The organism is Escherichia sp. E1130, assembly GCF_005781065.1.
Lineage (GTDB): Bacteria > Pseudomonadota > Gammaproteobacteria > Enterobacterales > Enterobacteriaceae > Escherichia.
The window spans coordinates 162,273-189,052 of record NZ_VATL01000008.1 but is presented as its reverse complement, the minus strand read 5'-3'; the positions used below and the strand labels follow the sequence as shown (position 1 = coordinate 189,052).

General features: G+C 51.4%; 14 protein-coding genes. All 14 read left to right on the top strand.

Annotated features, from left to right (window positions below; all coding sequences use genetic code 11):
- The first annotated feature begins 59 nt into the window (after positions 1–59).
- The 14 genes from yfhM to FEK66_RS08880 all read left to right on the top strand — a co-directional run bounded on the left by yfhM (position 60) and on the right by FEK66_RS08880 (position 26,712).
- A complete protein-coding gene (gene yfhM, locus FEK66_RS08945; protein ID WP_135494844.1) occupies positions 60–5,018 on the top strand; it encodes an alpha2-macroglobulin in 4,959 nt (1,652 codons plus the stop codon).
- Positions 5,019–7,331: a peptidoglycan glycosyltransferase PbpC gene (gene pbpC, locus FEK66_RS08940; RefSeq protein ID WP_135494842.1), complete on the top strand. Its 2,313-nt coding sequence runs from the start codon at positions 5,019–5,021 to the stop codon at positions 7,329–7,331.
- A gap of 148 nt (positions 7,332–7,479) precedes the next feature.
- Positions 7,480–7,911, top strand: coding sequence for a nucleoside-diphosphate kinase (ndk, locus tag FEK66_RS08935; protein ID WP_000963835.1), 432 nt, complete (start codon positions 7,480–7,482; stop codon positions 7,909–7,911).
- Positions 7,912–8,060: 149 nt separating this feature from the next.
- Positions 8,061–9,215, top strand: a complete 1,155-nt coding sequence (locus FEK66_RS08930) for a bifunctional tRNA (adenosine(37)-C2)-methyltransferase TrmG/ribosomal RNA large subunit methyltransferase RlmN (protein WP_130207500.1) — start codon at positions 8,061–8,063, stop codon at positions 9,213–9,215.
- 284 nt (positions 9,216–9,499) lie between these two features.
- Complete coding sequence (gene rodZ, locus FEK66_RS08925; RefSeq protein ID WP_135494840.1) at positions 9,500–10,510, top strand: cytoskeleton protein RodZ; 1,011 nt, start codon at positions 9,500–9,502, stop codon at positions 10,508–10,510.
- Positions 10,511–10,536: 26 nt separating this feature from the next.
- Entirely contained in the window at positions 10,537–11,655 is a 1,119-nt protein-coding gene (gene ispG, locus FEK66_RS08920) for a flavodoxin-dependent (E)-4-hydroxy-3-methylbut-2-enyl-diphosphate synthase (protein WP_000551807.1), read from the top strand.
- A 110-nt stretch (positions 11,656–11,765) separates the two neighbouring features.
- Positions 11,766–13,040 carry a histidine--tRNA ligase gene (gene hisS / locus FEK66_RS08915; RefSeq protein WP_135494838.1) on the top strand — a complete coding sequence of 425 codons (1,275 nt, stop codon included), beginning with the start codon at positions 11,766–11,768 and terminating at the stop codon, positions 13,038–13,040.
- Between the two features lie 17 nt (positions 13,041–13,057).
- Entirely contained in the window at positions 13,058–13,678 is a 621-nt protein-coding gene (gene yfgM, locus FEK66_RS08910) for an ancillary SecYEG translocon subunit YfgM (RefSeq protein ID WP_130207491.1), read from the top strand.
- A 10-nt stretch (positions 13,679–13,688) separates the two neighbouring features.
- On the top strand, positions 13,689–14,867 hold the full coding sequence (gene bamB / locus FEK66_RS08905) for an outer membrane protein assembly factor BamB (protein ID WP_135494836.1): 1,179 nt from the start codon (positions 13,689–13,691) through the stop codon (positions 14,865–14,867).
- Positions 14,868–14,984: 117 nt separating this feature from the next.
- Positions 14,985–16,457, top strand: coding sequence for a ribosome biogenesis GTPase Der (gene der / locus FEK66_RS08900; RefSeq protein ID WP_032281443.1), 1,473 nt, complete (start codon positions 14,985–14,987; stop codon positions 16,455–16,457).
- 62 nt (positions 16,458–16,519) lie between these two features.
- On the top strand, positions 16,520–16,735 hold the full coding sequence (locus FEK66_RS08895; protein ID WP_130207487.1) for a zinc ribbon domain-containing protein: 216 nt from the start codon (positions 16,520–16,522) through the stop codon (positions 16,733–16,735).
- A gap of 209 nt (positions 16,736–16,944) precedes the next feature.
- The gene (gene sinH, locus FEK66_RS08890) at positions 16,945–19,125 is read left to right on the top strand and encodes an intimin-like inverse autotransporter SinH (RefSeq protein ID WP_135407542.1); all 2,181 of its coding nucleotides are present in this window, start codon (positions 16,945–16,947) and stop codon (positions 19,123–19,125) included.
- A gap of 55 nt (positions 19,126–19,180) precedes the next feature.
- Positions 19,181–20,146 (top strand): SinI family autotransporter-associated protein, encoded by a 966-nt coding sequence (locus FEK66_RS08885; protein WP_135494834.1) that lies wholly within the window; start codon positions 19,181–19,183, stop codon positions 20,144–20,146.
- 116 nt (positions 20,147–20,262) lie between these two features.
- Complete coding sequence (locus FEK66_RS08880; protein WP_138211447.1) at positions 20,263–26,712, top strand: DUF823 domain-containing adhesin; 6,450 nt, start codon at positions 20,263–20,265, stop codon at positions 26,710–26,712.
- Positions 26,713–26,780: the final 68 nt, after the last annotated feature.

The following is a 26,780-nucleotide window of genomic DNA, read 5'->3' as shown; positions in this document are numbered from 1 at the left end:
TTTCTCACGCATAATAATCATTCGACGTTGCTAACGGGCCATTGTGGCAGGGATGAGAGATGAAAAAGTTACGCTTAGCCGCCTGTATGTTGATGCTGGCGCTGGCAGGGTGCGACAACAACGATAACGCGCCAACTGCAGTGAAAAAAGATACGTCTTCTGAAGTTGCTAAAGAGTCATCTTCGACAAATGCGACTTCTGCGAAACTCTCCTCGCCGGCGCGACAAAAACTGGCACAACAGAGTGCGGGTAAGGCACTGACATTGCTGGATCTCTCTGAGGTGCAGCTCGATGGCGCAGCCACGCTGGTACTGACTTTCTCTGTCCCCCTCGACCCGGATCAGGACTTCTCTCGTGTTATTCATGTCGTCGATAAAAAGAGCGGCAAAGTGGATGGCGCCTGGGAGTTGTCAGATAATCTCAAAGAACTGCGTTTACGCCACCTCGAACCGAAACGTGATTTGATCGTCACTATTGGCAAGGAAGTTAAGGCACTCAATAACGCCACCTTCAGTAAAGATTACGAAAAAACCATCACCACCCGCGATATCCAACCCAGCGTCGGCTTTGCCAGCCGTGGTTCGCTGCTACCCGGAAAAGTCGTGGAAGGACTGCCGGTAATGGCGCTCAACGTTAACAATGTCGATGTTAACTTCTTCCGTGTTAAGCCGGAATCGCTGCCAGCTTTCATTAGCCAGTGGGAATATCGTAACTCACTGGCGAACTGGCAATCGGACAAACTGTTGGAGATGGCGGACCTGGTCTATACCGGGCGGTTTGATCTCAATCCTGCGCGTAACACCCGCGAAAAATTATTGCTGCCGCTGGGCGATATCAAGCCGCTTCAGCAGGCGGGCGTGTATCTGGCTGTAATGAATCAGGCCGGACATTACGATTACAGTAATCCAGCCACGCTATTTACGTTAAGTGATATCGGCGTATCGGCCCACCGTTATCACAATCGTCTGGATATCTTTACTCAAAGCCTGGAAAACGGCGCGGCCCAGCAAGGAATTGAAGTCTCGCTATTAAATGAGAAAGGGCAGACCCTGACTCAGGCGACCAGTGATTCACAGGGCCATGTACAGCTGGAAAATGATAAAAACGCGGCGCTACTGCTGGCGCGTAAAGACGGTCAGACAACGCTGCTCGATTTAAAACTACCGGCACTGGACTTAGCGGAATTTAACATTGCTGGCGCGCCAGGCTACAGCAAACAGTTCTTTATGTTTGGTCCGCGCGATCTTTATCGCCCTGGCGAAACGGTAATCCTCAACGGCTTACTGCGTGATGCAGACGGTAAAGCTCTGCCGGATCAACCCATCAAACTGGACGTGATTAAACCTGACGGGCAGGTACTGCGTAGTGTTGTTAGCCAGCCGGAAAATGGCCTCTACCACTTTACCTGGCCGCTGGATAGCACCGCGGCAACCGGAATGTGGCATATCCGAGCCAACACTGGGGATAACCAGTATCGGATGTGGGATTTCCACGTCGAAGATTTTATGCCGGAGCGCATGGCGCTGAATCTGACCGGTGAGAAAACCCCGCTCATGCCGAAAGATGAAGTGAAATTCTCCGTGGTGGGGTACTACCTGTATGGTGCACCTGCTAATGGCAATACCTTGCAGGGACAGCTTTTCTTGCGGCCGCTGCGTGAAGCGGTTTCTGCATTGCCTGGTTTCGAATTTGGCGATATTGCTGCCGAAAACCTTTCGCGCACGCTGGATGAAGTCCAGCTGACGCTGGATGATAAAGGACGCGGCGAAGTTTCCATTGAAAGCCAGTGGAAGGAAGTACATTCCCCATTACAGGTTATTTTCCAGGGGAGTTTGCTGGAATCGGGTGGTCGCCCGGTGACGCGCCGCGCTGAACAGGCTATCTGGCCTGCCGATGTGCTGCCAGGGATCCGTCCGCAGTTCTCTTCAAAATCAGTTTACGATTATCGCACTGACAGCATGGTAAAACAGCCCATTGTTGATGAAGACAGTAACGCTGTTTTTGATATCGTTTATAGCGATGCGCAGGGCGTGAAAAAAGCAGTGTCGGGCTTGCAGGTGCGACTGATTCGCGAACGTCGCGATTACTACTGGAACTGGTCGGAAGATGAAGGCTGGAAGTCACAGTTCGATCAAAAAGATCTGATCGAAAATGAGCAAACGCTGGATCTGAAAGCGGATGAAACCGGCAAGGTAAGTTTTCCGGTAGAGTGGGGCGCTTATCGTCTGGAAGTCAAAGCGCCGAATGAAGCGGTCAGTAGCGTGCGTTTTTGGGCCGGATATAGCTGGCAGGATAATAGCGACGGTAGCGGCGCAGTGCGTCCGGACCGTGTCACGCTGAAACTGGATAAGGCCAGTTATCGCCCGGGCGACACCATTAAGTTGCATATCGCCGCGCCAACGGCGGGTAAAGGTTATGCGATGGTCGAGTCCAGTGAAGGGCCGCTGTGGTGGCAAGAGATTGATGTTCCGGCTCAAGGGCTGGATCTGACGATTCCGGTCGATAAAACCTGGAATCGTCATGATCTTTATTTGAGTACTCTGGTGGTGCGTCCTGGCGATAAATCTCGCTCCGCGACGCCAAAACGCGCGGTTGGTGTGTTGCATTTGCCGCTTGGTGATGAAAACCGTCGCCTTGATCTGACGCTGGAAACACCATCAAAAATGCGTCCCAATCAACCATTAACCGTGAAAATTAAAGCCAGCACTAAAAATGGCGAGAAGCCAAAACAGGTGAATGTGCTGGTGTCTGCCGTTGATAGTGGTGTGCTGAATATTACTGACTACGTCACGCCAGATCCGTGGCAGGCGTTCTTTGGTCAGAAACGCTATGGCGCAGACATTTACGATATTTACGGTCAGGTTATTGAAGGTCAGGGGCGTCTGGCTGCACTGCGCTTTGGTGGCGATGGTGATGAACTGAAACGCGGTGGCAAACCGCCAGTAAATCACGTCAATATTGTCGCGCAACAGGCGCTGCCGGTAACGCTCAACGAACAGGGCGAAGGCACGGTTACATTGCCTATTGGCGATTTTAACGGTGAATTGCGCGTCATGGCGCAAGCATGGACGGAAGATGATTTCGGCAGCAACGAAAGCAAAGTGGTTGTTGCGGCACCCGTGATAGCGGAACTGAACATGCCGCGCTTTATGGCTAGCGGCGACACCTCACGTCTGACGCTGGACATCACTAATCTTACCGATAAACCGCAAAAACTTAACGTTGCTCTGACCGCCAGTGGCTTGCTTGAACTGGTGAGTAATTCCCCCGCACCTGTTGAATTAGCGCCAGGTGTGCGAACCACGCTGTTTATCCCGGTGCGTGCTCTGACGGGGTTTGGCGATGGTGAAATTCAGGCCACCATTAGCGGGTTAGCGTTACCAGGTGAAACCGTTGCCGATCAGCATAAGCAGTGGAAAATCGGCGTCCGTCCGGCATTCCCGGCACAAACGGTCAATTACGGTACGGCATTACAGCCTGGTGAAACATGGGCGCTCCCGGCTGATGGGTTGCAAAACTTCTCGCCTGTTACGCTGGAAGGGCAGTTGTTGTTGAGCGGCAAGCCACCGCTGAACATCGCGCGTTATATCAAAGAGTTAAAAGCATATCCCTACGGCTGCCTGGAGCAAACCACCAGCGGCCTGTTTCCGTCACTTTATACCAATGCAGCCCAACTGCAGGCGTTGGGTATAAAAGGTGACAGCGATGATAAACGCCGTGCGGCAGTCGATATTGGCATTTCGCGTTTGCTGCAAATGCAACGTGATAACGGCGGCTTTGCCCTGTGGGATAAAAACGGTGACGAAGAGTACTGGCTGACCGCCTACGTGATGGATTTCCTGACCCGTGCTGGTGAACAGGGTTACAGCGTGCCGACAGAAGCCATTAATCGTGGAAACGAGCGTCTGCTGCGCTATTTACAAGATCCGGGCATGATGTCGATTCCGTACGCTGATAATCTTAAAGCCAGTAAGTTTGCCGTTCAGTCTTACGCTGCACTGGTGCTGGCACGGCAGCAAAAAGCACCGCTGGGTGCGCTACGTGAAATCTGGGAGCGTCGTGCAGATGCGGCTTCTGGTTTACCGCTGCTGCAACTTGGCGTTGCGCTGAAAACCATGGGTGATGCGACGCGTGGTGAAGAAGCGATTGCGCTGGCGCTGAAAACGTCGCGTAACGATGCACGGAAATGGCTGGGCGATTACGGTAGCCCACTGCGCGATAACGCGCTGATGCTCTCTTTACTTGAAGAGAACAAGCTACTGCCTGATGCACAGCAGGCATTGATTAACACCCTTTCACAGCAGGCATTTGGCGAACGTTGGCTCTCGACCCAGGAAAGTAACGCGCTGTTCCTGGCCGCCCGTACTCTTCAGGATTTACCGGGTAAATGGCAGGCGCAGACGTCTTTGTCTGCCGAGCCGTTGACAGGCGAGAAAGCGCAAAACAGCAATCTGGATAGCGATCAACTGGCAGCGTTGCAGGTGACCAACCGTGGCGACCAGCCGTTATGGCTGCGTGTGGATGCCAGCGGTTATCCGCAATCCGCACCACAACCTGCGAGCAATGTGCTGCAAATTGAGCGTCATATTCTTGGTACTGACGGTAAGAGTAAGTCTCTGGACTCGTTGCGTAGCGGCGATCTGGTGCTGGTCTGGTTGCAGGTAAAAGCCAGTGACAGCGTGCCGGATGCTTTGGTCGTTGATTTACTGCCAGCGGGCCTGGAACTGGAAAACCAGAACCTGGCTAACGGCAGCGCCAGCCTGGAGCAAAGTGGCAGCGAAGTGCAAAACCTACTCAATCAAATGCAACAAGCGAACATTAAGCATATTGAGTTTCGGGACGATCGCTTTGTAGCGGCGGTTGCTGTAGATGAATATCAGCCGGTAACGCTGGTGTATCTGGCGCGGGCGGTAACGCCGGGAACGTATCAGGTTCCGCAACCGATGGTGGAATCAATGTATGTTCCCCAATGGCGGGCGACTGGCGCTACTGAAGATTTGCTGATTATCAGACCGTAAATGCCTCGTCTGTTAACCAAACGTGGCTGCTGGATAACGCTGGCAGTCACGCCCTTTATTATCATTCTGGCAGCGTGGGGGGCAGATAAACTCTGGCCTCTGCCGCTACATGAAGTTAACCCCGCACGCGTCGTCGTGGCGCAGGATGGGACGCCGCTCTGGCGCTTTGCCGATTCTGATGGCATCTGGCGTTATCCGGTAACCATCGAAGATGTTTCTCCACGTTATCTCGAAGCACTGATCAATTACGAAGATAGCTGGTTCTGGAAGCATCCAGGCGTGAACCCATTCTCGGTGGCTCGTGCTGCCTGGCAGGATCTTACTTCTGGTCGGGTTATCTCCGGCGGCAGTACGCTCACCATGCAGGTAGCTCGCCTGCTTGATCCACATTCGAAAACCTTTGGCGGTAAAATTCGCCAACTCTGGCGCGCATTTCAACTGGAATGGCACCTGTCTAAACGTGAAATTCTGACCTTGTATCTTAACCGCGCCCCATTTGGCGGTACGTTACAGGGGATCGGTGCGGCAAGCTGGGCTTATCTCGGGAAATCGCCTGCTAATTTGAGCTATTCCGAGGCAGCAATGTTGGCGGTGTTACCGCAAGCGCCCAGCCGACTGCGCCCGGATCGCTGGCCGGAACGTGCCGAGGCCGCACGTAATAAAGTGCTCAAACGGATGGCTGCGCAAGGTGTGTGGTCCCGTGAGCAGGTAAAAGAATCTAGTGAAGAGCCCATCTGGCTGGCCCCCAGGCAAATGCCGCAATTGGCACCGCTGTTTTCGCGCATGATGCTCGGTAAAAGTAAAAGCGACAAAATCGTTACTACGCTGGATGCAGGTCTTCAACGACGTCTGGAAGAACTGGCGCAAAACTGGAAAGGACGATTGCCGGCGCGCAGCTCACTGGCGATGATCGTGGTTGATCATACCGATATGCGTGTTCGCGGCTGGGTGGGATCGGTCGATCTCAACGATGATTCACGCTTTGGTCATGTTGATATGGTTAATGCGATCCGATCGCCAGGATCGGTGCTCAAACCATTTGTTTATGGTCTGGCGCTGGATGAAGGTTTGATCCACCCGGCATCGCTGTTGCAAGACGTCCCCCGACGCACCGGTGATTATCGACCTGGTAACTTTGACAGCGGTTTTCATGGCCCGAGCAGCATGAGTGAGGCGCTGGTGCGCTCGCTGAACTTACCTGCTGTGCAGGTGCTGGAAGCCTATGGCCCGAAACGGTTTGCGGCAAAATTACGCAATGTTGGATTGCCGTTGTATCTGCCCAACGGTGCTGCGCCCAATCTTTCGCTCATTCTTGGCGGAGCTGGTGCAAAACTGGAAGATATGGCTGCAGCGTATACCGCGTTTGCTCGCCACGGTAAGGCGGGTAAGTTGCGCTTACAGCCGGGCGACCCATTACTTGAGCGACCGTTAATGTCGCCGGGGGCCGCGTGGATTATCCGCCGTATTATGGCAGATGAAGCGCAGCCGCTTCCGGATAGCGCCTTGCCACGCGTCGTACCACTGGCGTGGAAAACAGGAACCAGTTATGGCTACCGCGATGCATGGGCAATAGGGATAAACGCTCGCTATGTGGTCGGTATCTGGACCGGCAGGCCGGACGGCACGCCCGTTGTCGGTCAGTTTGGTTTTGCCAGCGCCGTACCGCTGTTGAATCAGGTCAATAATATCTTACTGTCGCACAGTGCGAATCTGCCGGAAGACCCGCGTCCTGACTCTGTAAGCCGTGGCGTTATCTGCTGGCCGGGCGGACAGTCTTTGCCGGAAGGTGACGGTAACTGTCGCCGCCGCCTGGCAACCTGGCTGCTGGACGGGAGCCAGCCGCCAACTCTATTACTACCGGAGCAGGAAGGCATTAATGGCATTCGTTTCCCCATCTGGCTGGATGAAAACGGCAAACGTGTTGCCGCTGATTGCCCTCAGGCGCGACAAGAAATGATAAATGTCTGGCCGCTACCGCTGGAACCCTGGCTGCCTGCATCGGAGCGCCGCGCCGCACGCCTGCCATCGGCATCAACAAGTTGCCCGCCGTACGGTCACGATGCCCAGCTCCCGCTGCAGCTGACAGGCGTTCGCGATGGCGCGATTATTAAACGTTTACCTGGCACTGCTGATGCTTCTTTGCCTGTGCAAACCACGGGTGGCACAGGTGAACGATGGTGGTTTCTTAATGGTGCGCCGTTAACTGAACGTGGGCGTAACATTACGTTGCGTTTGAGTGAAAAAGGTGATTATCAGTTACTGGTGATGGATGAAATGGGACAGGTCGCGACGGTGAGATTTGCCATGCAGTAGTCTGTTTTGTCAGATTTTGTTGCTTAAACTCGGTTTATTTTAAAAAAATGTTACCTTCATCAATAGTCAACGGCCCTGTAGCTCATTATAATCCGCGCCATCTCGTACGCTGGTACAGACAACAACAGAATAATTTACAGAGGTAAAAATGGCTATTGAACGTACTTTTTCCATCATCAAACCGAACGCGGTAGCAAAAAACGTTATTGGTAATATCTTTGCGCGCTTTGAAGCTGCTGGATTCAAAATTGTCGGCACCAAAATGCTGCACCTGACCGTTGAACAGGCTCGTGGCTTTTATGCTGAACACGATGGAAAACCGTTCTTTGATGGTCTGGTTGAGTTCATGACCTCTGGCCCGATCGTGGTTTCCGTACTGGAAGGTGAAAACGCCGTTCAGCGTCACCGCGATCTGCTGGGCGCGACCAACCCGGCAAACGCACTGGCCGGTACTCTGCGTGCTGATTATGCTGACAGCCTGACCGAAAACGGTACCCACGGTTCTGATTCTGTAGAATCTGCCGCTCGCGAAATCGCCTTCTTCTTCGGTGAAGGCGAAGTGTGTCCGCGCACACGTTAATATTTTCGTAAATGCCGCGTGCAAACGTGGCATCCATGCGCCAGAATTTGTACAATGCAGCGCCCCCGGACGAGCAGTCGCTCACCGGGGCGTTTCTTTTTTCAACCCTCCAGGGGCCATAACGTGTAATAACGAGGCCGGAATAGCATATGTCTGAACAATTAGTCACACCTGAAAACGTCACCACGAAAGATGGAAAAATCAACCTGCTGGATCTCAACCGTCAGCAGATGCGGGAGTTTTTTAAAGATTTGGGTGAAAAACCCTTCCGCGCCGATCAGGTGATGAAGTGGATGTATCACTATTGCTGCGACAACTTTGATGAGATGACCGACATCAACAAAGTGTTGCGTGGCAAGCTGAAAGAGGTGGCGGAGATCCGCGCACCGGAAGTGGTTGAAGAACAGCGTTCATCTGACGGCACCATTAAATGGGCAATTGCCGTGGGCGATCAGCGCGTTGAAACGGTGTACATTCCGGAAGACGACCGCGCCACACTTTGCGTCTCCTCGCAGGTCGGCTGTGCGCTGGAGTGTAAATTTTGTTCCACTGCCCAGCAAGGTTTCAACCGTAACCTGCGGGTGTCGGAAATTATCGGCCAGGTGTGGCGTGCGGCGAAAATCGTCGGCGCAGCAAAAGTCACCGGTCAGCGCCCGATCACTAACGTAGTGATGATGGGCATGGGCGAACCGCTGCTCAACCTGAACAATGTCGTTCCGGCGATGGAAATCATGCTCGACGATTTTGGCTTTGGCTTGTCTAAACGTCGCGTGACGCTCTCTACATCGGGTGTTGTTCCGGCACTGGATAAACTGGGCGATATGATTGACGTTGCGCTGGCAATCTCTCTGCATGCGCCGAACGACGAAATTCGTGACGAAATTGTACCGATCAACAAAAAGTACAACATCGAAACTTTCCTCGCTGCAGTACGCCGCTATCTGGAAAAGTCCAATGCCAATCAGGGCCGCGTCACCATTGAATACGTGATGCTTGACCATGTTAACGACGGTACAGAGCACGCGCATCAACTGGCGGAGCTGCTGAAAGATACGCCGTGTAAGATCAACCTGATTCCGTGGAACCCGTTCCCGGGCGCGCCGTATGGCCGCAGTTCGAACAGTCGTATCGATCGCTTCTCAAAAGTGTTGATGAGCTATGGATTCACAACCATCGTGCGTAAAACGCGTGGGGATGATATCGACGCAGCCTGCGGGCAATTAGCGGGCGAGGTTATCGACCGCACTAAACGTACCCTGCGCAAACGGATGCAGGGTGAAGCCATCGACGTGAAAACGGTTTGATGTCTCTTGCGCCACGGTTACTTTTTGTACCGTGGCGTAATCTTTTATGAATATAGCATTAAGTTGCAATTGTCTGATCAATATTAACGGTGCGTTTTTGCTGACTTTAAGGCAGTATGTAACGATGCAACAGTGAGTTAGCTTTGATTCATGTGGGCTTTGTCATGAGCACACAGACAGTCTTATACTGTATGATAAAGGTTAACTTAATGGATGTCTCGCGGTGTGGGTGAGCATGATGGCTCACCGGCATCTCAATTCTCATTTAAACGTACCTGCAGCGAATGAATACTGAAGCCACGCACGACCAAAATGAAGCACTTACTACCGGCGCTCGCTTGCGTAATGCCCGCGAACAACTTGGACTTAGCCAGCAAGCCGTTGCCGAACGACTTTGTCTGAAGGTTTCCACGGTACGCGATATTGAAGAGGATAAGGCGCCAGCCGACCTTGCATCAACATTCCTGCGCGGGTATATCCGGTCTTATGCACGACTGGTGCATATTCCGGAAGAAGAACTGCTGCCGGGGCTGGAAAAACAGGCTCCGTTACGGGCCGCAAAAGTTGCGCCTATGCAGAGTTTCTCTCTCGGCAAGCGACGTAAAAAACGCGATGGCTGGCTGATGACCTTCACCTGGCTGGTGTTATTCGTGGTGATTGGACTGAGCGGTGCCTGGTGGTGGCAAGATCACAAAGCCCAGCAGGAAGAGATCACGACTATGGCCGATCAGACCACAGCGGAACTGAACGGTAATAGCGGCCAGGCGCAGAGCGTGCCGTTAGATACCTCCTCAAACGCTAGTCAGAGTGACTCCACCACGACGTCAGCACCTGCGGATACTACCGCTGCAAACACGCAAACGTCAGACGTGACCACGCCAGCACCTGCCGTTGAACCACAGCAGAACGCAGTTGTTCCGCCTTCGCAGGCGAATGTGGATACCACTGCTACGACCGCGCCAACGGCAACGACGTCAGATGACGCGGCACCACTGCCAACCGATCAGGCAGGCGTGACTACGCCGGCGGCTAACCCGAATGCACTGGTGATGAACTTTACTGCCGATTGCTGGCTGGAAGTCACTGATGCTACCGGTAAAAAACTGTTCAGCGGGATGCAGCGTAAAGACGGTAATTTGAATTTAACCGGCCAGGCACCGTATAAACTGAAAATTGGTGCGCCGGCCGCAGTACAGATCCAGTATCAAGGGAAACCTGTCGATCTGAGTCGTTTTATCAGAACTAACCAGGTTGCGCGTCTGACCCTAAATGCCGAACAATCACCGGCGCAGTAACAGACGGGTAACGCGGGAGATTTTGCATGCATAACCAGGCTCCAATTCAACGTAGAAAATCAACACGTATTTACGTTGGGAATGTGCCGATTGGCGATGGAGCTCCCATCGCCGTACAGTCCATGACTAATACGCGCACGACGGACGTCGAAGCGACGGTCAATCAAATCAAGGCGCTGGAACGTGTTGGTGCCGATATCGTCCGTGTTTCAGTACCGACGATGGACGCAGCAGAAGCGTTCAAACTCATCAAACAGCAGGTTAACGTACCGCTGGTGGCCGACATCCACTTTGACTATCGCATTGCGCTGAAAGTGGCGGAATACGGCGTCGACTGCCTGCGCATTAACCCAGGCAATATCGGTAATGAAGAGCGTATTCGCATGGTGGTTGACTGTGCGCGCGATAAAAACATTCCGATCCGTATTGGCGTTAACGCGGGATCGCTGGAAAAAGATCTGCAAGAAAAGTATGGCGAACCGACGCCGCAGGCGTTGCTTGAGTCCGCCATGCGCCATGTTGATCATCTTGATCGTCTGAACTTCGATCAGTTTAAAGTCAGTGTCAAAGCGTCAGACGTTTTCCTGGCAGTAGAATCGTATCGTCTGCTGGCAAAACAGATCGATCAGCCGCTGCATCTTGGGATCACCGAAGCCGGCGGCGCACGCAGTGGGGCGGTGAAATCTGCCATCGGTTTAGGTCTGTTGCTGTCTGAAGGTATTGGTGACACGCTGCGCGTTTCGCTGGCTGCCGATCCGGTTGAAGAGATCAAAGTCGGTTTCGATATCCTTAAATCGCTGCGAATCCGTTCGCGCGGGATCAACTTCATTGCCTGCCCGACCTGTTCTCGTCAGGAGTTTGACGTCATTGGTACGGTTAACGCACTTGAGCAGCGTCTGGAAGATATCATTACCCCGATGGACGTTTCGATCATTGGTTGCGTGGTGAATGGCCCTGGCGAGGCACTGGTTTCTACACTCGGCGTCACGGGCGGCAATAAGAAAAGCGGCCTTTATGAAGATGGCGTGCGCAAAGACCGTCTGGACAACAATGACATGATCGACCAGCTGGAAGCGCGCATTCGTGCGAAAGCCAGTCAGCTGGACGAAGCGCGTCGAATTGACGTTCAGCAGGTTGAAAAATAATAACGTGATGGGAAGCGCCTCGCTTCCCGTGTATGATTGAACCCGCATAGCTCCCGAAACATTGACGGAAGCGTTGAGGGTTCATTTTTATATTCAGAAAGAGAATAAACGTGGCAAAAAACATTCAAGCCATTCGCGGCATGAACGATTACCTGCCTGGCGAAACGGCCATTTGGCAGCGCATTGAAGGCACACTGAAAAACGTGCTCGGCAGCTACGGTTACAGTGAAATCCGCTTGCCGATTGTAGAGCAGACCCCGCTATTCAAACGTGCGATTGGTGAAGTCACCGACGTGGTTGAAAAAGAGATGTATACCTTTGAGGATCGCAACGGCGACAGCCTGACTTTGCGCCCTGAAGGGACGGCGGGCTGTGTACGCGCCGGCATCGAGCATGGTCTTCTGTACAATCAGGAACAGCGTCTGTGGTATATCGGGCCGATGTTCCGCCATGAGCGTCCGCAAAAAGGCCGTTATCGTCAATTCCATCAGCTAGGTTGTGAAGTCTTCGGTCTGCAAGGTCCGGATATTGACGCCGAACTGATCATGCTTACTGCTCGCTGGTGGCGTGCGCTGGGTATCTCTGAACACGTTACCCTCGAACTGAACTCAATCGGTTCACTGGAAGCGCGAGCGAACTACCGCGACGCTTTAGTGGCATTCCTCGAACAGCATAAAGAAAAGCTGGACGAAGACTGCAAACGCCGCATGTACACCAACCCGCTGCGCGTGCTGGATTCCAAAAATCCGGAAGTGCAGGCGTTACTTAATGACGCTCCGGCGTTAGGCAATTATCTTGACGAGGAGTCTCGCGAGCATTTTGCTGGTCTGTGCAAACTGCTGGAGAGCGCAGGTATTGCCTACACCGTCAACCAGCGTTTGGTGCGTGGTCTGGATTACTACAATCGTACCGTTTTCGAATGGGTGACTAACAGTCTCGGTTCCCAGGGAACCGTGTGCGCAGGCGGTCGTTATGACGGTCTGGTGGAACAGTTGGGTGGCCGTGCAACACCGGCAGTAGGTTTTGCGATGGGCCTCGAACGTCTTGTATTGTTAGTTCAGGCAGTTAATCCGGAATTTAAAGCCGATCCCGTTGTCGATATATACCTGGTGGCTTCAGGCGCCGATACACAATCTGCGGCGCTGGCATTAGCTGAGCGTCTACGTGATGAATTACCGGGTGTGAAATTGATGACCAACCACGGCGGCGGCAACTTTAAGAAACAGTTTGCCCGTGCTGATAAATGGGGCGCACGCGTTGCTGTGGTGCTGGGTGAGTCCGAAGTGGCCAACGGCACGGCAGTAGTGAAGGATTTGCGCTCTGGTGAGCAAACGGCAGTTGCGCAGGATAGCGTAGCCGCGCATTTGCGCACGTTACTGGGTTAAGGAAGGAGAAGGACAGCGTGGAAATTTACGAGAACGAAAACGACCAGGTTGAAGCGGTTAAACGCTTTTTTGCTGAAAATGGCAAAGCACTGGCTGTTGGGGTGATTTTGGGCGTTGGCGCACTGATTGGCTGGCGCTACTGGAACAGCCATCAGGTTGATTCCGCACGCTCCACTTCTCTTGCCTATCAAAATGCGGTTACCGCAGTTAGCGAAGGCAAACCAGACAGCATTCCGGCGGCGGAAAAATTCGCTGCTGAAAATAAAAATACTTATGGCGCGCTGGCTTCTTTGGAACTTGCGCAGCAATTTGTTGACAAAAATGAACTAGAGAAAGCTGCCGCCCAATTGCAACAGGGGTTGGCGGACACGAGCGATGAAAATCTCAAAGCCGTGATAAATCTGCGTCTTGCCCGAGTTCAGGTGCAGCTCAAGCAGGCTGATGCCGCGCTGAAAACCCTTGAAACCATTAAAGGTGAAGGGTGGGCTGCCATTGTTGCCGACCTGCGTGGTGAAGCATTGCTGAGTAAAGGTGATAAGCAAGGTGCGCGTAGTGCATGGGAAGCAGGCGTGAAAAGCGATGCTACCCCGGCACTGAGCGAAATGATGCAGATGAAAATTAATAATTTGTCCATCTGAGAGGGACCCGATGCAATTGCGTAAATTACTGCTGCCAGGACTGCTTTCCGTTACTCTTTTAAGCGGCTGTTCGCTGTTTAACAGCGAAGAAGATGTGGTAAAGATGTCCCCATTGCCGACCGTTGAAAACCAGTTTACGCCGACCACGGCGTGGAGCACCTCTGTTGGTAGCGGCATTGGCAACTTCTATTCTAATCTTCATCCGGCGCTGGCGGACAACGTTGTCTATGCAGCAGACCGCGCTGGTTTAGTAAAAGCGATGAATGCGGATGACGGCAAAGAAATCTGGTCTGTCAGTCTGGCTGAGAAAGATGGCTGGTTGTCTAAAGAGCCGGCATTGCTTTCTGGCGGCGTGACCGTAGCAGGTGGTCACGTTTACATTGGCAGCGAAAAGGCGCAGGTTTACGCGCTGAATACCAGCGATGGTACTGTAGCATGGCAAACTAAAGTCGCAGGTGAAGCACTTTCTCGCCCGGTGGTTAGCGATGGTCTGGTACTTATCCACACCAGTAATGGTCAGTTGCAAGCGCTGAACGAAGCAGACGGTGCTGTTAAATGGACAGTTAACCTCGATATGCCTTCGCTCTCTTTGCGTGGCGAATCTGCGCCAGCCACAGCGTTTGGCGCAGCAGTTGTTGGTGGTGATAATGGCCGCGTCAGCGCAGTACTGATGCAACAGGGCCAGATGATTTGGCAACAGCGCATCTCCCAGGCGACCGGCTCTACTGAAATCGACCGTCTGAGCGATGTTGACACAACTCCGGTAATCATTAACGGCGTTGTTTTTGCACTGGCCTATAATGGTAACCTGACGGCGCTTGATCTGCGCAGCGGTCAGATTATGTGGAAACGTGAACTGGGTTCGGTGAATGATTTCATCGTCGACGGCAACCACATCTATCTGGTCGATCAAAATGACCGGGTGATGGCGTTGACCATTGATGGCGGCGTTACGCTGTGGACGCAAAGCGATCTGTTGCATCGCCTGCTGACTTCTCCGGTGCTGTATAATGGCAACCTGGTGGTGGGTGACAGTGAAGGCTATCTGCACTGGATTAACGTCGAAGATGGTCGTTTCGTTGCCCAGCAAAAAGTTGATAGCTCCGGTTTCCAGACCGAACCGGTTGCCGCTGATGGCAAACTGCTGATCCAGGCAAAAGACGGGACTGTGTACTCCATTACACGTTAATCGTCTCTGTCGTTCACTTTGAAAACGGCTCCTGGACAGGGGCCGTTTTCCTGTTTTTAACAACGACGCAAAAAAAGCGATCGTTGTCTGATGATTTATAAAAATGAGGCTTTAAACATGGTACCTGTGGTCGCGCTTGTCGGGCGCCCTAACGTAGGAAAATCCACGTTATTTAACCGTCTAACTCGCACCCGAGATGCGCTGGTTGCGGATTTCCCGGGTCTGACTCGTGACCGTAAGTACGGTCGTGCAGAAATTGAAGGCCGCGAGTTTATCTGTATTGATACCGGCGGTATTGACGGTACGGAAGACGGTGTTGAAACCCGCATGGCGGAACAGTCGCTACTGGCGATTGAAGAAGCAGACGTTGTACTGTTTATGGTTGATGCGCGTGCTGGCCTGATGCCAGCAGATGAAGCTATTGCCAAGCACCTGCGCTCCCGAGAAAAACCTACCTTCCTGGTGGCAAACAAAACTGATGGTTTAGATCCAGACCAGGCAGTTGTTGATTTCTATTCGCTCGGTTTAGGCGAAATCTACCCAATTGCCGCGTCTCATGGTCGTGGTGTATTAAGCCTGCTGGAGCACGTTCTTCTGCCGTGGATGGAAGATCTCGCGCCGCAAGAAGAAGTGGACGAAGACGCAGAATACTGGGCGCAATTTGAAGCGCAAGAGAACGGCGAAGAAGAAGAGGAAGACGACTTCGACCCGCAAAGTCTGCCGATCAAACTGGCGATTGTGGGGCGTCCGAACGTCGGTAAGTCTACACTCACTAACCGTATTCTCGGTGAAGAACGCGTTGTGGTTTACGACATGCCAGGCACAACACGTGACAGTATCTACATTCCAATGGAACGTGACGGACGTGAGTATGTACTCATTGACACCGCAGGCGTACGTAAACGCGGCAAAATCACCGATGCGGTAGAGAAGTTCTCAGTAATCAAAACGTTGCAGGCAATTGAAGATGCCAACGTGGTGATGCTGGTTATTGATGCACGCGAAGGTATTTCCGATCAGGATCTCTCTCTGCTGGGCTTTATTCTCAATAGTGGGCGCTCACTTGTGATTGTGGTGAACAAGTGGGATGGCCTGAGCCAGGAAGTGAAAGAGCAGGTGAAAGAGACGCTGGACTTCCGTCTGGGCTTTATTGATTTTGCTCGCGTGCACTTTATCTCTGCATTGCACGGCAGTGGTGTTGGTAACCTGTTTGAATCAGTGCGTGAAGCATATGACAGCTCTACCCGTCGCGTGGGTACGTCTATGCTGACACGAATCATGACCATGGCTGTTGAAGATCACCAGCCGCCACTGGTACGCGGGCGTCGCGTGAAGCTGAAATATGCCCACGCCGGTGGTTATAACCCGCCGATTGTGGTGATTCACGGTAACCAGGTAAAAGACCTGCCGGATTCCTACAAGCGTTATCTGATGAACTACTTCCGCAAGTCTCTGGATGTGATGGGGACGCCGATTCGTATTCAGTTCAAAGAAGGGGAAAACCCATATGCGAACAAGCGTAACACCCTGACGCCGACCCAGATGCGCAAGCGTAAGCGCCTGATGAAGCATATCAAGAAAAGTAAGTAATTACTTATCTGGTTTCCCTTTCCATATGGAAAGGGAAACTCATGAAAATGTGAGGATTATTTATGGAACTCAGCTGCCCAATCTGCCAAAAACCTCTCGAACGTCAAGGCGAGACGGCTCACTGCGTAACTTGCGACAAAGATTTCATCGTCCAGGCACTTTGCCCTGACTGCCACCAACCGTTACAGGTGTTAAAAGCGTGTGGTGCGGTGGATTATTTCTGCCAGCATGGTCACGGTTTAATTTCTAAAACCCGTATTGAATTTGTCATTGCTTAATATCACTGGGATATATGATTTCGCATTATATATTCCTAATATAAATATTATAATCTCTTCTCTATTAGATAAATGGCTAATTAAAAATGAACAAAGTCTCATTGTTATAACTTTAAGACTATGTTTAGCACTTCTGGTGTGCAGTTGCTGCGTTATCTGGAATACAATGTTAGACATTATTTTAGAATTAAATCCCCACAGGGAAAAACATGTTGCAATGGATCCGCTATATAACACTAATATTTATCTCCGGTGCTGCTTATGCAGCACCGGAGATAAATATTAAGCAAAGCGAATCTTCATTACCTGATCTGGCAAGCGAAGCTGCTCAACAAGAAGAACAAAGTAACAAAGGCAAATCCGTCAAGGAACGTGGTGCCAATTACGTTACCGAGTCCGCCCAACAGGGCTTTGAGAACCTGACTCCAGAAGCGCTTGAATCCCAGGCGAGAAGCTATCTGCAAGGGCAAATCACATCATCCGCACAGTCTTATATCGAAGGTGCGCTTTCTCCTTATGGTAAAGTTCGCTCTAACCTTTCCATCGGTCAGGATGGCGATCTGGACGGCAGTTCAATCGACTATTTTGTCCCCTGGTATGATAATCAGAGTACGGTCTATTTCAGTCAGTTTTCTGCGCAACGAAAAGAAGATCGAACGATAGGTAATATAGGTTTAGGCGTAAGACATAATTTTGATAAATGGCTTCTGGGGGGGAATATATTTTATGATTATGATTTCACCCGTGGACATCGCCGTTTAGGCTTAGGAACAGAAGCCTGGACGGATTATTTAAAATTTTCTGGTAACTATTATCATCCGCTTTCAGACTGGAAAGATTCAAAAGATTTTGATTTCTATTTAGAACGACCCGCACGTGGCTGGGATATCCGGGCGGAAGCCTGGTTACCTTCTTATCCGCAGCTGGGGGGCAAAATTGTTTTCGAGCAATATTACGGTGACGAAGTGGCGCTCTTCGGCACCGATAATTTAGAAAAAGATCCCTATGCAGTGACGCTCGGCGTGAACTATCAACCCGTTCCGTTACTGACGGTCGGGACAGACTATAAAGCAGGTACCGGAGATAACAGTGATCTTAGTGTTAACGCCACGATTAACTATCAGTTCGGTGTTCCGCTAAAAGATCAACTGAATAGCGATAACGTCAAAGTTGCTCACTCGCTGATGGGCAGTCGCCATGACTTCGTCGAACGTAATAACTTTATCGTGCTGGAATACAAAGAAAAAGACCCACTTGATGTCACCTTGTGGCTTAAAGCAGACGCCACCAATGAGCACCCGGAATGCGTGATTAAAGACACGCCAGAGGAAGCGGTTGGCCTGGAAAAATGTAAATGGACCATCAACGCGCTGATCAACCACCATTACAAAATTGTCGCCGCCTCGTGGCAGGCGAAAAATAACGCTTCCCGCACGCTGGTCATGCCTGTTGTTAAAGCGAATACCATCACTGAAGGTAACAACAACCACTGGAATCTGGTGCTGCCAGCCTGGCAGTACAGCTCCGATCCTGCCGACCAGGAAAAACTCAATACCTGGCGCGTGCGTCTGGCGCTGGAAGATGAAAAGGGCAACCGGCAAAACTCCGGTGTGGTGGAAATCACCGTGCAGCAGGATCGTAAAATTGAGCTGATCGTCAACAACATCGCAGATGTGCCGGATGAGAACAATCACAGCCACGAAGCCAGCGCCCAGGCAGACGGCGTCGATGGCGTGGTGATGGATCTCGACGTCACCGATAGCTTTGGGGATGACACTGACCGCAACGGCAATGCTCTGCCAGTAGATAACCTTTCGCCGCAGCTTTACGATGCGCAGGATAAAAAAGTTACGCTCACCAATAAACCCTGTTCAACCGAGAATCCCTGCGTCTTTATCGCTAAGCAGGATAAAGAAAAAGGCACCGTTACGCTCTCCAGTACGCTACCCGGTACTTTCCGCTGGAAAGCGAGAGCCGCGCCGTATGACGACAGTAACTATGTAGATGTGACTTTCCTCGGCGCGGGGGGCAATGATGTTAATGCCTTTATCTACCGTGTATCTGCGACTAACCCTGTCAATCTTATCGGCAATGAGAAAGAGCATTTGCCTGTTGATAATGCCTATCGCTTTGTCTTGTGGCGCGATGTCAACAACGATGGAGTTTTCCAGCAGTCGGAAAAACTGACGGAAGAGGAAATGGCGCAATACGACTACCAGTGGGAGTTTACCGGGCACAGCGTCAATGGCTATACCGGTGCGCAATCGAATACCAGTAATGAAGATATTGTCATCCCTGCGACAAACGAAGAGGCCGTACAGAAATTTGGTGCCCAAAAAGAAGATGGCGTGCAGGGGTATGGATTACGTGTGGTTTACAGCAAGCACTAGATCGGCGTAATGGCCGATCGGCCAGTCGCTGGATATTAATCAAGGAGAGAATTGAATGAACAATCATTTAACGCGGCCGTTGACGAAAGTCGCGCTAGCGCTGGCTTTAGCGGGGTACTGTGCAGTGCCTGTCGCAATGGCTGAAGGGCAGGGCAATCTTAGAGCTGGGCAGTGGCAATCAGAATCACAAAGTACCGGCACCATTCAGGGGACCGTGCCGTGGATCACCAGAAGTGCTTCAGAGATAGCGGATGCTGATAAATCACATGTCACTATTGATATTGATCGTGGTAGCCGCACGGTCACAACGGACGGTGATAAGCAGTTTCATGTGGGGGACACACTGACAGCCAACTGGGCGATTGGTGATACTCAGGGGGACCTTGATGACAATAACACAGCGACTAAAGCAACCCTCCAGTGGATGAGTTATAGCGACCAGTCAGGAGCAGATCCTAAAGAGATTGGTACCGTAGGGAGCGATACATATACCATCGCGGCTGCGGATGCTGATCGATACATAGGTTTGAAAATCACGCCGACTACCACTACCGGTGATCCGAATGTTGCGGATGAGGTGGTGATGCTTGATCTTTCCACCAATGCGGGCGGTGGTTCTGACAGCGATGATATTCCGGAAGGTCCGGTATTTGATGATGCCGTTCACGTCGTAATTCACGAAAAAGACATCAATACGAATCTGTTGGGTAAAACGACGAAACTCAAAACTAATACCACTTATCAAGTCATGTTGTGGAAAGATAAAAACAACAACAGTACTTATGATGCAGGCGAAGAGGTTACCAGCCAGTACAACTATCGCTGGCGCTTTACCGGAACCAGCCTCCAGTTGGGCACAGCCGGTGGTCTTGTTAATCCGACTTACAACAACAGCGACCTGGTTATCCCTGTTACCAACGCCGAAGCGAAAACCGTGTTCGATTTTGCCGGAAGTGGCGTTGTCCTCGGCAACGATGGCGTTCAGGGCTACGGCTTATCTATCGACTACCAGAGAAAATAATCGTTACCAGCACCATTCCCGCCAGGGAATGGTGCTTTTCCGCGCACTTTGCTTAGCCAGCGTTAAGCAAAGTGGGTTGAGGTGAAAACGCAACTTTTAACGGGCAGGTTTCAATCATGGACGGGGCTTTGAAACTAATAAAAGTAATAACGGCGATTTTATTGCTATCCCTGACCTTGCCTGCAATGGCCGTGTTAAAAGGGGGACAGTGGCAACAATCAAGAGCTTCAACTGATGCTATAAATGGCACCGTTCCCTTTGCAGATAGCGCCAGCGTACCCGTCTATCAAGGAAGTGTTCAGCTTGATCCCACTGTGGAGCATGATATTGCTAATACAGCTATGCCCGGTAATTTCAGCATTGAGGCCAGCGCAACGAGCATGATTTTAACCAACCCGCGCGACAATGAAGGTGACATATTCAACAGTCCGCCATTACTGCGCTGGGAAGATCAAATGTTGCCAGCCGTCACCCTTATCTGGGCAGACGCCGCTACGCCCGATGTGCCGCTCACCCCACAACCACGTCCTGATCGTTCCTTTTGTGTACAAAACCTGGCGGGTCATAAACTGGTGGCGATTCCGCAGTTTGATCCAGACAAAACGCTCCCAACATTGGATCTCTTTACCCTTACAGGCGTACCTAATCAGGGAACGGTGTTACTTAATGAAAAACAGGTCACGTTAAATATTGCCAGCGCAGTGGGTGATCTGGTTACTGTCAGTGCCAGTGACTATGATGAAACACTAAACGCGGCTAAAACTACCGTTGGCAACTCAATCACTTTAACCGTAACGACCAAAGATTGTCAGGGTAATACGGCAGGTAATATACCTTTTATTATCAAACGTAAAGATGCGGTAAACCGGCAGAATGTTGTGAATAACACCGGTCCAGTAAGACTCGGGAGTACAGAGTTAACGACTACAGCTACGGAATATCGTGGTACTACCGATGCCAATGGCACCGCTACTGTTACGGTAACGCAGGCGAATGGTCCCGGTGTAAAAACGCCCCTGGTTGTCAGTCTTTCTGGCATTACGCAAAGCAGCGAAACGGCGGTGATCTTTACCGTTCTCACCAGCCCGGATGTCCCGCAGGCTAATATGTGGGGCCATATGGCAGAAACGTTAAAGGCGATGCAATACACCTTCAGCCGTCCGAAACTGGCAGCAGAAGTGGATAATGAAGCGGGTACAGTCATCGATCATAACGAAACATGGTCAACCTTCACCTGGAGTGGTGCAGATAACCACTGCGACATTCTGCCTGGTATGCGGCAGTTTGGTGCGATGAAAACCGTCATTCCTACTTCAGTGCAAGAAGTCGTCGGTTGGCCAATGCAGGGAGATTATTACTGGTCTTCGCTGGCAGGGACCTCCGGGAAGCATCATGCCGCAGATGTTACGAACCATAGCGAAACACAGCAAGCAGATAGTACGAAGTATCTGGTGAGTTGTGTGGACAAAGACGCACCGGAGGTTGACCCCGAACTGGTGCTGACCCCCGAAAACTATGATGAGAGTTTGCAGGCAGTAAAAGTTCAGGTGGGTGAAGATACACTCATGCGCCTGACCATTACTGATAAAAAAAATAATAATCAGCCGCTGGCTTACTACTATTTCTCACTTCATTTAGATGATGGAATTAACCGTAAAAATCAATCCGATCCCACGTGGGAAGCGCATCCAGTACATATTTCCGGCGACTCGAATTTACACCAGATTGATGCACACAACTATGAAGGCATAACCGACTTTAACGGTCAGGCTACGCTTACACTTTCGCAACCAGACGGTGCTGGTGTTAAAACGCATATCACCGCGACAATGCGCAGCAACTTTGCTGCATCGGATGAGAAGGACGTGATTTTTACAGTTATCACCAGTCCGGACAGCGATCAGGCCCGGATGTGGGGGCATATGGCAAGAGGGATTATTTCCGATGGGAATATCTATAAACGCCCACTGCTGGCAGATGAAACGGCGCATGAAGTGGGGGTAATGCGCGAAAACAACGAGGACTGGGCTTTGTTTGATCAAGAGTCCAGTATGCAGAAGGAATGCGGCGTTGGACATATTCCGAGGCAACGTTCTCTGGAAGCTTTATACATAGCAAATCAAGGAAATGCGATTGGTACTGAGTATGGTTGGCCGACGATAAAACAAGATTACCTCACAGCGGTTGAACAAGCAGATTCACATTCCTCTGTTGCTCTCGATAATGGCTCGGTTACCACTTATTCTGGTTTCAGGCAAAACTATCTCACTTGTTCTGCCAATGATCTCGTGGCTCGTGTCGTGGTAGAAACAGACAAAGATATCTCACCCGGTTCCAATTCTGCTAAAGCGAAGGTGGGTGAAAAAATAACCATGACGGTTCGTACCGTTAACGCGATGAACAATGATACTCCTGTCCCTTTTACCGCATTTACCGTTACCAAAGGGATGAGTCAGAACAGAGCTGGGTTGGTATCTGGTTTTACCGATCCGTCTGGTGGTGCTCTCACAATGAACGGAACCGCCTATGGTACCTCGCAACCATCAGTAATTTATTCAGGTCTTACGGATGCGCAGGGAGTGGCGACAATCGTAATTGAGCAGCCCGCAGGCGTTGGCTTAAGTACACCACTGACAATTACCCCAACTCAATCAGCGGTTCCGAATAATATTGTAAATTACAATGTGACCTTTACCGTGCCAACAAGTCCTGATGTTTCTGTGGCACAAATGTGGGGGCATATGGATGACTCAATTACTGTTGGAACCATGACCTTTAATCGCCCGAAATTAATTCAGGAGGTCAGTGGCGGGCGTAGTCCACAAGTAGAAAATAATGAAAGCTGGGTACGAGTCAATCAGGCGGATATTGAAAACAGTGCTGTGGGCGGTTGTGAAAAAAATAAAGTACCACGCAAAAACCAACTTGCTGTGTTGTACAGCGCCAACACTAACAATGCCATTCAGACAGTACACGGTTGGCCGACTCAGCTCCAGGAATACTGGAGTAGCACTCCAGTCGATAAGGTGCCGCATTTTGCGGCAGTCTGGTTAAATAATGGTAATGTACAAAGCAATGTTACCCCTCCTGTTTATATAAGCTGTCTGACTACTGCAAATACTGTTGCCAACAGCATCACGTTAGAAATTGTGGATCCAGCTCAGTGGAATAGTAGCCTCAATGCGGCAAAGCTGAAAAAGGGCGAGACATTACAGGTCAAGGTGACAGTAAAAGACGCCGCGGGTAATCCAATGGCAGATATGCCGTTTATCCTTCAACGTGGTGATGGTTATACCCGTTCAGAGGAACGTCATGTGGCGGGCAGCGGCGATGGCATTGTATCCTCAGTGGTTGTCGATGGCGGCCAGCCTGATGAGATAACGCTGAGCGATACCGCCACGAGCTATATCGCAATGACCGGCAGCGATGGCAGCAAGATCCTCACCATTACCCGTCCGGATACCCACGGCACTAAAACGGCGCTGATCGCAGCGTTGTATTCCGACCCGACCAAAAAAGCCAGCATGGACACCATCTTCACTGTGGTGACCAGCCCGGATAGCGCAAATGCCAAAATGTGGGGCCATATGCCGGAAACGCTAACGGCGGGCGGGCTAACGTTTAAACGTCCTTTGCTGTTCTCGGAACTGAGCGGTTCAGCGGGCAATGTGCGCAAAGGGCCTGAAGAAGACAATGAGATTTGGGCGCTGTTTACCGAAGCGCAGGCTGCTAAAAATACTAAAAATAACGGCTGCGGCGCGGATTTTATCCCGACAAAAGACGCGCTGACTATGTTGTCCGGCAACTGGGGCGGGCATACCGTAGACGGCTGGCCGGTGTTGAAAGTTTATGACTCCAGTACGGCGGATAGCGCCAGCGTGGAAAATCGTAATTATCTCGGCGTACAGCTCAGTAGCGGTACCAGCAGCGTGCTGGAGACGAACGGGGGATACCTGAGTTGTCAGACGACGGCAAATAAGAAAGTGGCGAAAATTGAGCTGACGTCAGAACAAACGGTTAGCATCGACGGTCTTGATGCAGTAAAAGTCAAAACCAATTATGAAGATGTTCATGAGCAAATGACGTTCAAAGTGACGACCCGTGATGCCCAGGGGAATGTTGTAGGCAACACGCCATTCTTACTGAGCCACGGGAAAACGGTTAGTCGCCAGAATGTCGAGGTGACCGATTATCAGTCCAGACTGATTTCAGTGACAGACCAGTATAATCACCAGGCCTATCTGCTGAACACTGGTGATAATTTTTATGGCACGACCGGGTCGGACGGTACGGCGACGCTGACCATCAACCAGCCCAATACCGGTTTTGGTGAAAGAATACCGATGCAGGCTACGCTGGATGATATCAGCGTAGCTTCCCAGACTTTGAGTGCGATCTTTACGGTTGTGACCAGCCCTGATACGCCGAAAGCGAACTACTGGGGGCATATGTCTGAAACCCTCACGGCAAAAAATGGCAAGGTTTTCAGCCGTCCACTGTTGCAGGCTGAAGCCGCATCAACAGCTACTGTAACGGTAAATAATGAAGTGTGGCCGCGGGTTAACATCACGTCTGCACTGGACGGCAGCAATGGCGGCTGCAAAGACAAATTGCCAGTGATGAACGATCTCCAGTCATTGTATGATGCCTGGCCTGACGGAACGTTACAGACTGCGCAGGGATGGCCTCTCTATTCATCATCACCTTTGTTCTGGTCGCGTAATGTGAAATCAAGCGCCGGAACTACCACGCCTTTGTATCAATATATGAATCTCAAAACGGGCGAAGCCGGCGCGACGTCGAGTACGTCCAACACCTATTCGCAGGTGTGCCTGGAGACAGCGGAACCGATTGGCAGCGTGACCTTTATGCCTACAGCGGAAAACTGGGACAGCACGCTGTCTGCCGGAAAAGCGAAGGTGGGAGAAGCGCTGCCTGTGACGGTAACGGTAACCCATACGGATGGTTCGCCTGCGGCGTATGAGTCGGTGGGGATCCAGCGTGGCATCAGCACGCAACGAGACGGTACGACAATCGGGAGTTCCTCTACTTTCGATGATCTTGTGCTGGATGAATTTAATCCGACGGAAACCATGACATCCAGCATCCTCAACGGAAGTGCCAACCTTAACTATCTGCTCTTGCAAACGGATGCTCAGGGGCAGGTCACCTTTAAGCTCCATCAGGATCAATCAACCGGCCTGAAAACCCCGATGAGCGCGACGGCGTTTGGGCACGCCAATAAACCTATAGCACCGCTGGACGTTATCTTTACCGTTATCACCAGCCCGAACAGCGACAAAGCGCATATGTGGGGCCATATGCCGGAAACGGTCACCGCGGCTGACGGTACGGAATTTGAACGACCCAAACTGTGGGCTGAAATGGGTGCCACCAGCGGTGCGGGTAAAACGCTCACTAAAGTGAAGCTTAATAATGAAGACTGGCCTGCACCACATTCCTCGCAGAGAGGCGATGTGGGGGGAACCGATCCGTGTGAAGAAGCGCGCCACCCTTCGCTGGACGAACTTAAATCGTTATACGCTCGCTACCCTAATGGCACTATCGTGAAAGAGATTGGTTGGCCAGTGAAGCAGAGCGGTTATGCGTGGTGGACCAATGCAACCTGTCCAGCGAAAGAAGGGTCCACTGTTTGTGAAGCAATAGATCTGTACACGGGGCTACTGGCATCAGGGAAAACTTGGGCCTATGAGGCGTGCCTGGTGCATCCACACTCGACGGTTTCTGCCGTGACGCTGACCTCGACGACGTTTGATTCAGCTTATCAGGCGGCGGTGGCAAAAAAAGGCGATGCCATGCCGGTGATGGTTACGGTGAAAGACAGTTCCGGAAGAGCGGTGCCGAACGTGGCCTTTATGTTACACCGCGGCGATGCTGCGCCGCGTAACAGCGGGGCGACGTTGTCGCCTGCAAATGGAGTTAGTGTAGCGGAAATGGATGATATCACCATCCAGCCATCATCAGGAGTGGCTACTCGGTTGGCTGCAAGTGGGGACGAGATCAGTGGCGTGACAGGTGCAGACGGCACGGCAAGCTTTACTGTTCGTCAGGACAATACGCCGGGTTATAAAACGCCGCTAACAGTAACGCTGGATAATTACCCAACTGTGACTGCAACGATGGACACTATTTTTACCGTTTTAACCAGTCCAAATGTCTCTTCAGCTCACTTCTGGGGACATATGGCAGACTCGGTAGTGGTGAATGGCAAAACATTACATCGACCTTTGCTGAAAACAGAATTACCTGCTGGTGCGGTTGCTGTGGTGGCTCCAAATGTGGTCAACGAAACCTGGGCGTTGGGACACAGAGTTGATTCAGCCAAATGGGATATAGCAAAGCAGTGTGGAAGTATGAGCAATGCGCCAACGTACAGTGAGTTAGAAACGCTGCACACAAGTTTTAGCTCGTTGGGGTGGCCTTCAATTACGCCAAGCTATCCCTATTTATCCTCCGAGCAATGCGGAATGTTTGAAGACACGGGGACGCAGGATTGTAGTGTAGTTCTGCAAAATAAGGCTGGTCTAATCGCCTGCTTTCAGTGATGGCCTGGTTGTATCTGATGTTAGCATGGCGATATTACCTGATGCGATGCTGGCGCATCTTGTCCGAC

Coding starts and splice junctions, on each gene's coding strand:
- FEK66_RS08885 (WP_135494834.1), top strand. CDS start 19,181: ATGAACAATCATTTAACGCGGCCGTTGACGAAAGTCGCGCTAGCGCTG.
- rodZ (WP_135494840.1), top strand. CDS start 9,500: ATGAATACTGAAGCCACGCACGACCAAAATGAAGCACTTACTACCGGC.
- sinH (WP_135407542.1), top strand. CDS start 16,945: ATGTTGCAATGGATCCGCTATATAACACTAATATTTATCTCCGGTGCT.
- ispG (WP_000551807.1), top strand. CDS start 10,537: ATGCATAACCAGGCTCCAATTCAACGTAGAAAATCAACACGTATTTAC.
- FEK66_RS08895 (WP_130207487.1), top strand. CDS start 16,520: ATGGAACTCAGCTGCCCAATCTGCCAAAAACCTCTCGAACGTCAAGGC.
- ndk (WP_000963835.1), top strand. CDS start 7,480: ATGGCTATTGAACGTACTTTTTCCATCATCAAACCGAACGCGGTAGCA.
- bamB (WP_135494836.1), top strand. CDS start 13,689: ATGCAATTGCGTAAATTACTGCTGCCAGGACTGCTTTCCGTTACTCTT.
- FEK66_RS08930 (WP_130207500.1), top strand. CDS start 8,061: ATGTCTGAACAATTAGTCACACCTGAAAACGTCACCACGAAAGATGGA.
- der (WP_032281443.1), top strand. CDS start 14,985: ATGGTACCTGTGGTCGCGCTTGTCGGGCGCCCTAACGTAGGAAAATCC.
- yfhM (WP_135494844.1), top strand. CDS start 60: ATGAAAAAGTTACGCTTAGCCGCCTGTATGTTGATGCTGGCGCTGGCA.
- pbpC (WP_135494842.1), top strand. CDS start 5,019: ATGCCTCGTCTGTTAACCAAACGTGGCTGCTGGATAACGCTGGCAGTC.
- FEK66_RS08880 (WP_138211447.1), top strand. CDS start 20,263: ATGGACGGGGCTTTGAAACTAATAAAAGTAATAACGGCGATTTTATTG.